General features: G+C 70.0%; 11 protein-coding genes, 1 tRNA gene and 1 pseudogene. 1 reads left to right on the top strand and 12 read right to left on the bottom strand.

Translation table 11 applies throughout. From position 1 onward, the window contains the following. Nucleotides 1-44: 44 nt before the first annotated feature. The 11 genes and pseudogenes from ACWEOZ_RS06970 to ACWEOZ_RS06920 form a co-directional block, all read right to left on the bottom strand. Nucleotides 45-1,049: a LacI family DNA-binding transcriptional regulator gene (locus ACWEOZ_RS06970; protein WP_451909802.1), complete on the bottom strand. Its 1,005-nt coding sequence runs from the start codon at nt 1,047-1,049 to the stop codon at nt 45-47. Between the two features lie 126 nt (nt 1,050-1,175). Then, nucleotides 1,176-2,474 carry a sulfate adenylyltransferase subunit CysN gene (cysN, locus tag ACWEOZ_RS06965; RefSeq protein WP_451909801.1) on the bottom strand — a complete coding sequence of 433 codons (1,299 nt, stop codon included), beginning with the start codon at nt 2,472-2,474 and terminating at the stop codon, nt 1,176-1,178. Beyond that, nucleotides 2,474-3,385, bottom strand: coding sequence for a sulfate adenylyltransferase subunit CysD (gene cysD, locus ACWEOZ_RS06960; protein ID WP_451909800.1), 912 nt, complete (start codon nt 3,383-3,385; stop codon nt 2,474-2,476). Before cysD ends, cysN begins: the two co-directional genes overlap by 1 nt. Nucleotides 3,386-3,430: 45 nt before the next feature. Next, complete coding sequence (locus tag ACWEOZ_RS06955; protein WP_451909799.1) at nt 3,431-4,318, bottom strand: inositol monophosphatase family protein; 888 nt, start codon at nt 4,316-4,318, stop codon at nt 3,431-3,433. Nucleotides 4,319-4,337: 19 nt separating this feature from the next. After that, nucleotides 4,338-5,738: a sugar transferase gene (locus ACWEOZ_RS06950; protein ID WP_451909954.1), complete on the bottom strand. Its 1,401-nt coding sequence runs from the start codon at nt 5,736-5,738 to the stop codon at nt 4,338-4,340. Between the two features lie 539 nt (nt 5,739-6,277). After that, nucleotides 6,278-6,865, bottom strand: a complete 588-nt coding sequence (gene pth / locus ACWEOZ_RS06945; RefSeq protein ID WP_451909798.1) for an aminoacyl-tRNA hydrolase — start codon at nt 6,863-6,865, stop codon at nt 6,278-6,280. A 169-nt stretch (nt 6,866-7,034) separates the two neighbouring features. Then, nucleotides 7,035-7,673: a 50S ribosomal protein L25/general stress protein Ctc gene (locus tag ACWEOZ_RS06940; protein ID WP_451909797.1), complete on the bottom strand. Its 639-nt coding sequence runs from the start codon at nt 7,671-7,673 to the stop codon at nt 7,035-7,037. Between the two features lie 319 nt (nt 7,674-7,992). Continuing rightward, a complete protein-coding gene (locus ACWEOZ_RS06935; protein ID WP_451909953.1) occupies nt 7,993-8,973 on the bottom strand; it encodes a ribose-phosphate diphosphokinase in 981 nt (326 codons plus the stop codon). Nucleotides 8,974-9,006: 33 nt separating this feature from the next. Continuing rightward, nucleotides 9,007-10,481, bottom strand: a pseudogene (glmU, locus tag ACWEOZ_RS06930) (bifunctional UDP-N-acetylglucosamine diphosphorylase/glucosamine-1-phosphate N-acetyltransferase GlmU); the annotation flags it as partial. Between the two features lie 120 nt (nt 10,482-10,601). After that, nucleotides 10,602-10,672, bottom strand: a tRNA-Gln gene (locus ACWEOZ_RS06925). A 38-nt stretch (nt 10,673-10,710) separates the two neighbouring features. After that, a complete protein-coding gene (locus tag ACWEOZ_RS06920) occupies nt 10,711-11,586 on the bottom strand; it encodes a helix-turn-helix domain-containing protein (protein ID WP_451909796.1) in 876 nt (291 codons plus the stop codon). A gap of 197 nt (nt 11,587-11,783) precedes the next feature. Here ACWEOZ_RS06920 and ACWEOZ_RS06915 point away from each other — a divergent pair, with 197 nt between their 5' ends. Then, entirely contained in the window at nt 11,784-12,383 is a 600-nt protein-coding gene (locus ACWEOZ_RS06915) for a TetR family transcriptional regulator (protein ID WP_451909952.1), read from the top strand. A 4-nt stretch (nt 12,384-12,387) separates the two neighbouring features. Here ACWEOZ_RS06915 and ACWEOZ_RS06910 read toward each other — a convergent pair whose 3' ends face one another. Then, nucleotides 12,388-12,855, bottom strand: coding sequence for a DUF4383 domain-containing protein (locus ACWEOZ_RS06910; RefSeq protein WP_451909951.1), 468 nt, complete (start codon nt 12,853-12,855; stop codon nt 12,388-12,390).

Genomic DNA, 12,855 nt, shown 5'->3' with positions numbered 1-12,855 from the left:
GGTCGACACATGGTCGTTACCTGGGACGATGCGATTTGTGGTGCTTAGCGGGAGTCTCGCCCTACGGTGCTTTCCCGGGCGACCAGTCGGTGGCTCACCTTGAGCTCGCGCGGTGGGCCCGCGGCAGCCTCACCCTCACCGAGGCGCTCGGCCAGCAGATCGACGGCGAGTTCGGCGATCCGGCCGAGGTCCGGGGCGATGGTGCTCAGGGTCGGCGTGCTGAACCGGCCGTCCTCGATGTCGTCGAAGCCGATCACCGCCACGTCGCCGGGCACCGAGCAGCCCCGCTCCAGCAACGTGCGGATGGCCCCGAGAGCCAACAGATCGTTGAAGCAGAACACCGCGTCGGGCGGCTGCGGGCCGTCCAGCAGCCGGGCCATCGCCGCGGCGCCGTCGGCCCGGTGGAAGCTCTCCACCTCGGCGACCAGCGCCGGATCGGCCGGCAACCCGGCCTGTCCCAGCGCCGCGCGGTAACCGGCGAGCCGCTGCTGGGCGGTCACCGCCGATGGGAAGTCCTGCGCCCCGATCGCCGCGATGCGCCGGCGCCCCGATGCCGCCAGGTGCCGCGTCGCGTCGGCCGCCGCGGCGGTGTTGTCGATGGCGACATGGTCGGCCGGGCCGTGCGACACGCGCTCACCGAGCAGCACCATCGGGGTCTCGTCGCCGCCGCGCGCCAGCTCCTCACCGGCCAGCGCCAGCGGGCTGAAGATCAGCCCGTCGATCGCGTGGCGGCGCAACCCGGCGACCAGGTTGCGCTCGCGCTCGGCGTGCCCGTCGGTCTGGTCGATCAGCACGGTCCAGGACCGGCGCTCCGCCGCGTGCACGATCCGCCCGGCCAGCTCGGCGAAGTACGGCGACTGCAGCTCCGGCACGGCCAGTGCGATCACCCCGGACCGGCCGCTGCGCAACTGCCGGGCCGCCATGTTCGGCTTGTAGCCCAGGGCGTCGATGGCCTGCTGCACCCGGGCGCGGGTCTCCGGTGCGACGTGCACGTAGCCGTTGACCACATTGGAGACGGTCTTGATCGACACGCCTGCCTGTGCGGCCACGTCCTTCAGACCCGGAGGCACCGGCCTCGCCCACTCTCATCGCCCGGCTGCGCCCGGACTATACAACGATGCAAACCGCCCCGTCCCGCCCTTTCCCGGCGCGGGCCGGGGCGTGCCCGGTCTCCCCTACTGAGCCTCGATGATCATGCCGGCGCCGACCGTACGGTTGGTCGACTCGTCGATCAGGATGAAGCCACCGGTGGTGCGGTTACGGCGGTACTCGTCCGCGAGCAGCGGCACCGTGGTGCGCAGCTTGACCCGGCCGATCTCGTTCAGGCCCAGCTGCGGCGCGTTCTCGTCGCGGTGCAACGTGTTCACGTCGAGGCGGTACTGCAGGCCACGGACCACCGTGCGGGCCGTACGGGTGGTGTGCTTGATCGTGTATTTCGCACCGACCCGCAGCGGCGCCGTCTCGTCCATCCAGCAGATCATCGCCTCGACGTCCTGGGCCACCGCCGGGGCGTTGTTGGGCCGGCAGATCATGTCGCCCCGGGAGATGTCGATCTCGTCGGTCAGCCGGACCGTCACCGACATCGGCGGGAAGGCCTCGTCGACCGGGCCGTCCGCGGTGTCGATCGCGGCGATCTTGCTGGTCATCCCGGACGGCAGCACCATCACGTCGTCACCGGGCTTGAGCACGCCCGAGGCGACCTGGCCGGCGTAGCCCCGGTAGTCGGTGACGTCCTTGGACTGCGGGCGGATCACGTACTGCACCGGGAACCGCACGTCGACCAGGTTGCGGTCCGAGGCGATGTGCACGTGCTCCAGGTGGTGCAGCAGCGACGGGCCTTCGTACCAGGGGCTCTTCTCCGAGCGCGAGGCGATGTTGTCGCCCTCCAGCGCCGAGATCGGGATGACCGTCAGGTCGGGCGCGTCGAGCTTGGCCGCGAACGAGGTGAACTCGTCGGCGATCTTCTCGTAGACGCCACGGTCCCAGTCGACCAGGTCCATCTTGTTGACGCAGAGCACCAGGTGCGGCACCCGAAGCAGGCTGGTCAGGAACGCGTGCCGGCGGGACTGCTCGACCAGGCCCTTGCGCGCGTCCACCAGGATCAGCGCCAGGTCGGCCGTCGAGGCGCCGGTGACCATGTTGCGGGTGTACTGGATGTGCCCGGGGGTGTCGGCGATGATGAACTTGCGCCGCGGCGTCGCGAAGTAGCGGTACGCCACGTCGATGGTGATGCCCTGCTCCCGCTCGGCGCGCAGGCCGTCGGTGAGCAGCGCCAGGTTGGTGTATTCGTCGCCGCGCGCGGCACTGACCGCCTCGACCGCCTCGAGCTGGTCGGCGAAGATGGTCTTGGTGTCGTAGAGCAGCCGGCCGATCAGCGTCGACTTGCCGTCGTCCACGCTGCCCGCGGTGGCGAACCGCAGCAGGTCCATCGGACGGGCCGTCGCCTCGTCGGGCTCCAGAACTGCCTGACTCATCAGAAGTAGCCTTCCCGCTTGCGGTCTTCCATCGCGGCCTCGCTGACCTTGTCGTCGCCCCGGGTGGCACCGCGTTCGGTGATCCGGGTCGCCGCGACCTCGTCGATGACCTTGTCGACCGTGTCGGCCTCGGACAGCACGGCGGCGGTCTGCGACGCGTCGCCGACGGTGCGGTACCGCACCCGGCGGGTCTCGACCGTCTCGCCGTCCCGGGGCACGATGAACTCGTTGACCGCGTAGAACATCCCCGCGCGCTCGACGACCTCCCGGTCGTGGGCGTAGTAGATGCTCGGCAGCGCGATGCGCTCCTTGGCGATGTAGTGCCAGACGTCCAGCTCGGTCCAGTTGGACAGCGGGAACACCCGGATCGACTCGCCGGGGTGGTGCCGGCCGTTGTAGAGCGACCACAGCTCGGGACGCTGGTTCTTCGGGTCCCACTGGCCGAACTCGTCGCGGAAGCTGAACATCCGCTCCTTGGCCCGGGCCTTCTCCTCGTCGCGGCGGGCGCCGCCGAAGAGCGCGTCGAAGCGGTATTTCTCCACCGCGGCCAGCAGCACCGGGGTCTGGATCCGGTTGCGGGTGCCGTCCGGCAGCTCGCGCACCAGGCCGGAGTCGATGGCCTCCTGCACGCTGGCGATCACCAGGTTGAGACCCAGCTCGGCGACCCGGGTGTCGCGGTACTCCAGCACCTCGGGGAAGTTGTGACCGGTGTCGATGTGCATGACCGGGAACGGGATGCGCGCGGGCGCGAACGCCTTCTCCGCGAGGCGCAGCATCACGATCGAGTCCTTGCCGCCGGAGAAGAGCAGCACGGGCCGCTCGAACTCGGCCATGACCTCACGCATGACGAAGATGCTCTCGGCCTCGAGAGCGTCGAGATGCGAGACGCGATAGGGCTTCGTCTGGCTCATGGGTTCCAGACCTTTCCGATGTCGGCCGAACTCATCCGGGGGGACTTATGGGAGGTGTCGCTGCAACGCTGCGAGCAGACGGGGCGCAAGGTCCTTGCGACAGACCACCAGATCCGGCAACTTCGGATCGGCCTGGTTGTATTTCAGCGCAGTTCCGTCGATACGGGAAGCATGCAGTCCAGTGGCCGACGCCACAGCCACCGGAGCGGCACTGTCCCACTCGTACTGGCCGCCGGCGTGCACGTAGGCGTCCGCGTCCCCGTTGATCACCGCGGCGATCTTGACCCCGGCCGATCCCATCGGGACCAGCTCGGCGCCGATGTCCTCGGCCAGGGCGGTGACGAACGCCGGCGGGCGGGTGCGGCTGGCGGCGATCCGGATCGGTCCCCCGGTCGCGGCGGCCAGCGGCAGCGGCGGGTACGCGGGCGGCTGGTCGGTGGCGAGCGTACGGTGCCGGGCCGGCATCGCCACGGCACCGGCGGACAGGCAGCTGGGGCTGGAGCAGTCGGCGGTCCAGAGCGCCACGTGCACGGCCCAGTCGGTGCGGCCCTCCTCGGAGAACTCCCGGGTGCCGTCCAGCGGGTCGATGATCCAGACCCGGGAGGCGTCCAGGCGGTCCGGGCGTACGGCGTCGTGCCGGTCGTCCGCCCACGCCACGCGCGAGTGGTCGTCCTCCTCCGACAGCACGGCATCCGCCGGGCGCCACCGGGCGAGCTCGGCCCGCAGCAGGTCGTGCGCGGCTTTGTCACCGGCGGCCTTGAGCAGCTTGCCGTCCGCGTACCCGATCTCCTCGCGGACCTGGAGCAGCACCTGGCCGGCCCGGTCCGCCAGCCAGCGCGCGAACGCGGCGTCGATGACCGGCGGCGTGCCACCGTCACCGGCGGGCTCCCGCTGCCCGGCAATGCGCGCCGACGTCCCTGTCTGCTCGCTCATCCAACCGCTCCCTGTCCGTTCAGTAGGCCCCTGACGACCGGACCACGGCCGTCATGGTGCGCAAAAGGATCACCAGGTCCAAGCTGAGAGACCAGTTCTCCACATAGCGAAGGTCCAGCCGTACCGTCTCCTCCCACGACAGGTCCGATCGTCCGGAAACCTGCCATAGGCCCGTCATGCCGGGCTTGACGGCAAGACGGCGGCGCACGTCGTCGGCGTAGACGGCAACCTCGGACGGCAACGGCGGTCGCGGCCCGACCAGCGACATCTGCCCGGCGATCACGTTCAGCAGCTGCGGCAGCTCGTCCAGGGACAGCCTCCGCAACCACCGGCCGACCGGGGTCACGCGCGGGTCGTCGCGCATTTTGAAGAGCACACCGTCGTGCTCGTTGAGATGCCGGAGCTCGGCCAGCCGGGCCTCGGCGTCGACGTACATGCTGCGGAACTTGAAGATGCGGAACTCGGACCCGTCACGCCCGACCCGCACCTGCCGAAAGAGTACCGGGCCGCGTGAGGTCACCCGGACGCAGAGTGCGACGGCCAGCAGCAGCGGACCGAAGAGAATGAGCAGGGCCAGGGCCCCGACCCGGTCCACGAGGTCCTTGACGACCCGCGCGCCGCCGTGCAGCCGTGGGTGCTCGACGTGCAGCATGGGCAGCCCGTCGAACGGCCGGATGGTGGTGCGCGCCCCGGCCACGTCGATGAGCGCGCTGGCCACCACCAGGTCGACCTCGTCGCGCTCCAGGCGCCAGGCCAGCCGGCGCAACGCCGCACCGTCCAGCTCCGGGCAGCTCAGCACCACCACGGTGTCCGCGTCGGCGGCGTCGACCGCGGTCGCGACATCGTCGAACGTGCCGAAGACCGGCAGGTCGATGACCCCGTCATGGTCCGGCGGCAGGCACGCGCCGACCACCTCCAGCCCGTGGTACCGCTCCCGGCGCAGCTGCCGGGTGATGCCGATGACCGACAGCTCATGACCGACCACGATCACCCGGCGCAGCCGCTCGCCGCGCGACCGGGCGATGTGCAGCCGCTTGCGCAGCGCGAACCGCAGGACCACGGCGGAGACCATCGCGGTGGGCAGCGCGGCCAGGACGTAGGACCGGGCCAGATCAAGATCGAGCGCGTACGACACGACGGCCACACCCGCGATCAGGCCGACCCCGCCCCGGAACACCCGCTGGTACTCGTCCGTGCCGACGAACAGGAAGCGGCGCTCGTACGCCCGGCTCACCACCAGCACCGCCAGCAGGGCCAGCGGCAGCAACGCCGACAGCCACAGGTACGACCGGTTGTAGGTGGTCACCTCGTCACCGAAGCGCAGCCCGAAGGTCACCGCGCCCGCCGCGATGCCGGCCAGCAGGTCACACAGGACCAGGGCGCGCACGTACTGCCGCTCCCAGCGCTGGCGCCGCGACATCGCCGCGTGCCGCCCCCGGACCCGCACGAACGGCCGGTTGGCGGGCCGGGCCGCGGCCGAACGGTTCGGCTCGGCCGACCAGTGCCGCTCGACGGCCCGGTTACGGGCCCGGCCGGCGGGAACCCGGCCACCGGCGCCGGCCAGCGGCGGCGCGTTGTCGGCGACGTCCTCACCGGCGTCGTCACCGGCCGAGCGGGCCGGCGACGGGATCTTGCTGTTGCGGGCCCGGTACGGCGACGGCCGGTGCGGGCGGGGGCCGTGGTTGCCGGGCGGATGGTTGGCCGGACCGTGGTGCTCCAGCGGCTCCGAGGGGACCACGTCACGGCGCTGCACCGTCGGCAGCACCACCGTCGGCTCACCCAATGTCGCCTCGTGGCTCTCGGAGAGTTCCTGCCGCACCCGAACCTCCCCCGTACCGCGTGGTGTCCGCACACCGTTTGGGTGCGCTACGTGACCAACGCGCTAACCGGGGGAGGCGTCACGGGACCGATAGACGGACAAAACAGTCTTATGGATCTGTCCGTTTCGGCCATATCCCGCTAACTTCCATGGTATTTGTTCTGGGCCCACTCCACGCCTTCGAGCACCACGGCCTCCACCACGTCGGCCGCCCGGTCGACCAGGAACTCCAGCTCCTTGCGCTCGGCACCGGCGAAATCCGACAGCACGTAGTCCGCGGGATCCTGGCGCCCCGGCGGCCGGCCGATGCCGAACCGGACCCGGGCGTACTCCTTGCTGCCCAGCGACTTCGACATCGAACGCAGCCCGTTGTGACCACCCTCACCGCCGCCGCGCTTCACCCGGACCTGCCCGTACGGCACGTCCAGCTCGTCGTGCACAGCCACGACGTTGTCCACCGGCACCTTGAAGAACTGGGCCAGCGCCACCACCGGCGCGCCGGACAGGTTCATGAACGTCAGCGGCTTGACCAGGATCAGCTTCGGGCCGCCGAAACCCAGCCGGCCCTCCGCCACTTCGGCCACCGCCCGCTTGGCCCGGCCGAACTTGCCGCCCACCCGCGAGGCCAGCAGATCAGCCACCATGAAACCGACGTTGTGCCGGTTGCCCGCGTACTCCCGGCCGGGATTGCCCAGGCCGACCACCAGCCAGGGTGCGTCCTCGGTCACGCTGAACCTCCTTCGTCATGCCCTTCCGGCCCTCGCGGTCCAGGCCGCAACTCGCCACAGCCAGGCGTCGCTCGGTGCAGTCGGTCATGACCCCCTCCGTACGACAACAGGGAAAGTGCCGACGGCACTTTCCCTGCAGATCGCGGTTCTCGGGTCAGACGGTGCTAGCTCAGGAAGCGGCTTCCTCGGTGGACGCCTCGGCCTCGGCGGCGGCCGCGGCCTCACCGGCGTCGGCGGAGTCACCCTCGAGCTGCTCGGCGGTCTGCGCCGCGGTCACCATCGCCAGCACGAAGTCGGCGTCGACAGCCAGCTCGGTGCCCTCGGGCAGCGTCACGTCGCCCGCGGTGACCTGCGAACCGGCCTCCAGGCCCTCGATCGAGACCTCGAAGCCGCTGGGCAGGTGCATCGCCTCGGCGGTGACCGCCAGGGTGTTGGACTCGTTGACGACCAGCGTGTTGCGGGCGGCCTCGCCGACCAGCGTCACCGGGACGTCGACCTGGACCTTCTCGCCACGCTTGACGATGATCAGGTCGACGTGCTCGTACGTCTCCTTGATCGGGTCACGCTGGATCGCCTTCGGCAGGGCCAGCGTCGCGCCCGTGCCACCGACGACGTCGATCGTGAAGACCTGGTTGAGGCCACCGTGGCGGATCGCGGCGGCGAACTCACGGGCGGGAAGCGCGATGTGGACGGGGGCTTCGCCGTGTCCGTACAGCACGGCGGGCACCAGGCCGGCCCGGCGCGTGCGGCGGGCACCACCCTTGCCGAACTCGGTACGGGGCTCGGCGCTGATCTTTACCTCGGACACGGGGATACTCCTGAAAACGTTGGAACGGGCGGCGTGAGAAGTCGGCGGGCTGCGGGCAATCGGCGCTCGGCGAAGGGGCGCGCGGGCACAGGCCCGGAGCACCGCGTCGATCACGGTGCCTCAAGCGAACTCTGCAAACTGCAGCAGACCGCGTGGCACCCTCGCCGTGGCAACCGCACCAGCTTACCTGGCACTGCTACGGGCAAACCGGCGGGTCCCGCCGGATCACTCTCCCTGCGGAAATTTCACTCGCACGAATGCACCTTGCATCGCCGATCAAGCCACTTCCCGCCACAAACCGGACGCCCGGCCTGAGCCGTCAGCTCAACCCGCCGAACAACGTGGTGACGGAGCCGTCATCGAAGACCTCCCGGATCGCCCGCGCCAGCAGCGGCGCGATCGACAACACAGTGATCTTGTCGAGCTGCTTCTCGGCCGGCAACGGCAACGTGTTGGTCACCACGAGCTCACTGATCCGGCTGTTCTTCAGCCGCTCGGTCGCCGGATCCGACAGCAACGCGTGCGTCGACGCCACGATCACATCGGCGGCCCCCGAGTCGAACAGGATGTCCGCGGCCTTCGTGATCGTGCCACCGGTGTCGATCATGTCGTCGACGATCAGGCACACCCGGCCCTCGACCTCACCGACCACCCGGTTGGCCACCACCTGGTTCGGCTTCAACGGGTCCCGCGTCTTGTGGATGAACGCCAGCGGGCAGCCGCCCAGCCGGTCCGTCCACCGCTCGGCCACCCGCACCCGGCCCGAATCCGGCGCCACGACCGTCATCGGCCGGCCCTCGAACTTCTTGATGATGTGCTCGGCGAGGATGTCCATCGCGAACAGGTGATCCACCGGGCCGTCGAAGAAGCCCTGGATCTGCGCGGTGTGCAGGTCAACGGTCAGGATCCGGTTGGCCCCCGCCTGCTTCAACAGGTCGGCGATCAGCCGCGCCGAGATCGGCTCCCGGCCACGGTGCTTCTTGTCCTGCCGCGAATACGGATAGAACGGCAGCACGACCGTGATCCGCTTCGCCGATCCGCGTTTCAAGGCGTCGACCATGATCAGCGTTTCCATGACCCAGGTGTTGATGCCCTCGGTCATCGACTGCACCACGAACGCGTCCGAGCCGCGCACCGAGTCCTTGAACCGGACGAAGATCTCCCCGTTGGCGAACTCGAACGAGTCGGAACGGGTCGGCGCGACGCCGAGCACCTGCCCGATCTCCTCCGCCAGCTCCGGGAAGCCCCGGCCGGAGAAAAGCATCAAACTCTTACGGTTCTCCGCGACGATGCTGCCCATCGGCTCGTCCGCTCCCGTGCAATCGAGGGGGTTGTCACCTGAAGTATTACCCGCGGCCGTACCGGTGCCACGAACGGCAGCCCGGTCGTGGGATGCCTCACCCCAGCTTGCGCCGGTTACGCCCCGGTGTCCTCAGTCTCCGGCTTCCCGGCCCGATCCGCAGCGTCGGCCGAAACAGTGCCCGGCCGCTTGCGCGCCACCCACCCCTCGATGTTGCGCTGCGGCGCCCGGGTCACCCCCAGATTGCCCGCCGGCACGTCCTTGCCGACCGCACTGCCGGCGGCCACATAAGCACCCGGCCCGATCTCCACGGGAGCGATCAGCACGGCGTCGCTGCCGACGAAAGCGGCCTCGCCCACGGTGGTGTGATGCTTGTTGACGCCGTCGTAGTTGGCGAAGATCGTGCCCGCCCCGATGTTCGCCTTGGGGCCGATCGTCGCGTCACCCACATACGTCAGGTGCGGCACCTTGGCCCCCGCGCCCAGCTCGGCGTTCTTCGTCTCGACGAAACCGCCGACCTTGGACTTGCGGCCCAGCCGGGTCCCCGGCCGCAGGAAAGAGAACGGACCCACCGTGGCATCCGGCCCGATCTGCGCGCCGATGGAATGCGTCCGCAGCACCGTGGCACCGGCCGCGACCACCGTGTCGATCAGCGTCGTGTCCGGCCCGATCACCGCGCCGGTCGCCACCGTCGTCGCACCCTGCAGCTGCGAATTCTGATCCACCACGGCATCGGGCTCGAGGGTGACGGTCACGTCGATCCAGGTCGTCGCCGGATCGAGGATCGACACCCCGGCCCGCATCCACTCGGTGTTGACCCGGTCCCGCAGCAGACCCCGCAGCCGCGCCAGCTCGGCCCGGTCGTTGCACCCCAGGGTCTCCAACGCGTCGGCGGCCACATGCACCCCGACCGCGTGCCCGACCGCGGCGAGCAGCCCGAACACGTCGGTCAGATACTCCTCACCCTGATCGTTGTCGGTGGAGAGCTTGCCCAGCGCCTCCCGCAGCAACGCGGCATCGAAGGCGTAGATGCCGGCGTTGACCTCCCGCACGGCCCGCACCTCGGCCGAAGCGTCCCGCTCCTCCACGATGCGCTCCAGATTGCCGGCACCGTCCCGCACGATCCGGCCCAGCCCGGTCGGATCGGGAACCTCGGCGGCGAGCACGGTGGCACCCCGGCTCGTCGACTCGTGCGCGGCGACCAGCGCCTCGACGGTGCCGGGCCGCAGCAACGGCACATCGGCGTTGAGCACGACCACAGTGCCGGTGGCCTCGGGAATGGCATCCAGGGCGATCCGGACGGCGTGGCCGGTGCCGTTCTGCTCGGCCTGCAGGACCGGGGTGGCACCGGGGGCGATCTCGGTGAGGTGCGCGCGGACCTGGTCGGCCTTGTGCCCGACGACCACGACGGTGCGGGAGGCGCGCGCGGCCTCGGCGGCGTGCAGGACGTGGCCGAGCAGGGTGCGCCCGAGCAGCGGGTGCAGCATCTTCGGCGTGGCGGACTTCATCCGCTTGCCCTCACCGGCGGCAAGAACGACGACGGTACGGCTCCGGGCCTGGCTCACGCGGACTCCATTGATCGCAGTGGCGGTGCAGAACGCGGCGCCGACTCAGCCGCGGACACAGAGCTCCCGAGAGAGGATTCGAACCCCTATAATCACCACCAAAGGGTGACGTCCTGCCCTTAGACGACTCGGGAGGGCAAAGCGGACATAACCGTGAGGTCATGTTCGCGGGCTACATCTTAACCTCTTCGATCGAGCCCATCGCGGCGGTGATCCCACCCATCAGACCTTCGACCTTCCAGTAGAGGGCGCGCGAGTCGGGCACGTCCACCACCAGGCAGCCACGATAAGGGTCTCCGACGTTGTGCCGCACCGTGGACGGATTGTGCGTCTTGAGGGTCGGGCGCCGAAAAATCTCGAACGGCACTCCGGCCACGTCGGCCCACCACCGGCCCGCCGCCTCCGCGTCGGCGGACTCGTGGATGCTGACGCGATACTTCAGCTGCTGCCGGTCCTCTCCCCACTGCTCCAGGAAGCGCAGGAACAAGCGGATGAGCCCCGGATCACTGTTGATGAAGGTGACCCGGCAGCGGTTCGGCTGCCAGGGCTTGGCCTTGGTGCCCTCGCACCAGTAGGCCACCGCTCCGAGCAGCCGCACCTCGCGGTCCGACAGCTCGTCCACCCACTCCGCCTCGGCGGCGTTGGTCGCCGCCCGGTCCGCGTCGCGCTGCCGGCGCAGCGGCTCCCACCGCGTCTCCGCGACGCGGCGTGAGTGCTCCCGGCGGCGCTCCTGGGCCTGCTCGCTGGTCTGGTCGAGCGGCAGGTGCTTGACCCAGAGGTAGGCGGTGGACTTGGAGACGGACAACGCCTCGGCGATCTCCGGCACCGTCGCCCGGGCCTGCCGCATGGTGACGGCCCGGGCGCGCAGGTCGTCCTTGGCGCGCGGCCGGCGGGTCCATTCCGGAGTCGGCTGGTCCCACAGCCAGGTGGCCATGGTGTCGCGGCTGACGCCGAAGTGTTCCCTGAGCTGGGCGAGCGACATCCGGCTCTCGGCTCGCAGGCGCCGGGCTTCGCCGGCGCGCGGGTCTTCCTCAAGAGGTGTGCGCATGTCGATATCTTACTAGGCGCACGACTAGTTGTCATGGGTCGCATCGATGGGCCGGCCCGGCGCGCAGGGCGGTGCGGGCCTCGACCGGCTGGCAGGATGGCCGGGTGACTGAGCAGAGCGAGCCGGCCCGGGAGCCGCGCGCCCGGCGGGCACCCCGCGCCGTCGCCGCGTCCACCAAGGGCACTGCCCGGGTTCGCATGCCGGCCGCGCAGCGGCGTGAGCAGTTGATCGCGATCGGCCGCCAGCTGTTCGCCGAGCGCGGTTTCGACGCCACGTCGATCGAGGAGGTGGCGGCCCGCGCGAAGGTGTCCAAGCCGGTCGTCTACGAGCATTTCGGCGGCAAGGAGGGCCTGTACGCCGTGGTCGTGGACCGGGAGGTGCGGGCGCTGCTGGAGCGGATCACGGGGGCGTTGACGGCCGGGGATCCGCGGGAGTTGCTGGAGCAGGCGGCGTTGGCGTTGCTGGACTACATCGATCAGGAGCCGCACGGTTTCCAGGTGCTGGTGCGGGAGTCACCCGTGTTGTCGCCGGGCGGGAATTTCTCCAGCGTCATGAACGATGTGGCGCATCAGGTGGAGCACATTCTGGGGGCCGAGTTCAAGGCGCGGGAGCTGGATCCGAAGCTGGCCGAGCTGTATTCGCAGGCGCTGGTCGGCATGGTGGCGCTGGTGGGTCAGTGGTGGCGGGAGGCCCGCAAGCCGAAGAAGGAGACGGTGGCGGCCCACCTGGTCAATCTGGCTTGGAACGGGCTCTCCCACCTGGAGGCGAAGCCGGCCTTGTCGACGCGCCCCCGCTGACGGGTCAGGCGGACTGCGACTGGCGTTCGCGGGCCTGGCGCGGCGGGCTGGCCTGCTCCGGCGGGGCGACCTTGCTGTAGTACGCCGCCATGATGAGCACCAGGCCGAGCAGGTAGGTGACGACGACCGTGGAGATGCTGAAGTTGAGGAAGTTGGCGTCGGTGCGGATCGCGGCGAGCTCGTAGCTGCCGATGACCAGCAGGCCCCAGCCGAAGTACCTGTCGATCAGGGTGTCGGAGTTGCGGCCGATCACGGTGGCGATGAGCACGATGGCGCCGACCAGCACGCAGACGATGGACCAGAACAGGTTGGTCTGCTGGCCGAGGACGCGGTCGTCGCCGTTGCCGAACAGGCCGTCGTCGGCGGTGACGATGGCGCCGAGGACGCCGAAGAGCACCAGGTAGGCCCCGGTCAGCGCGCCCAGAGCGCGGTAGATCGGCCGCAGCGGGTGGTTGACCGGATTGTGTCCCAT

The sequence above is a fragment of the Actinoplanes sp. NPDC004185 genome, assembly GCF_053603475.1.
This window is presented reverse-complemented; position numbering and strand designations above follow the sequence as displayed.

Coding starts and splice junctions, on each gene's coding strand:
- ACWEOZ_RS06950 (WP_451909954.1), bottom strand. CDS start 5,738: ATGTCGCGGCGCCAGCGCTGGGAGCGGCAGTACGTGCGCGCCCTGGTC.
- cysD (WP_451909800.1), bottom strand. CDS start 3,385: ATGAGCCAGACGAAGCCCTATCGCGTCTCGCATCTCGACGCTCTCGAG.
- ACWEOZ_RS06920 (WP_451909796.1), bottom strand. CDS start 11,586: ATGCGCACACCTCTTGAGGAAGACCCGCGCGCCGGCGAAGCCCGGCGC.
- ACWEOZ_RS06910 (WP_451909951.1), bottom strand. CDS start 12,855: ATGGGACACAATCCGGTCAACCACCCGCTGCGGCCGATCTACCGCGCT.
- ACWEOZ_RS06915 (WP_451909952.1), top strand. CDS start 11,784: ATGCCGGCCGCGCAGCGGCGTGAGCAGTTGATCGCGATCGGCCGCCAG.
- ACWEOZ_RS06935 (WP_451909953.1), bottom strand. CDS start 8,973: ATGGGCAGCATCGTCGCGGAGAACCGTAAGAGTTTGATGCTTTTCTCC.
- ACWEOZ_RS06955 (WP_451909799.1), bottom strand. CDS start 4,318: ATGAGCGAGCAGACAGGGACGTCGGCGCGCATTGCCGGGCAGCGGGAG.
- cysN (WP_451909801.1), bottom strand. CDS start 2,474: ATGAGTCAGGCAGTTCTGGAGCCCGACGAGGCGACGGCCCGTCCGATG.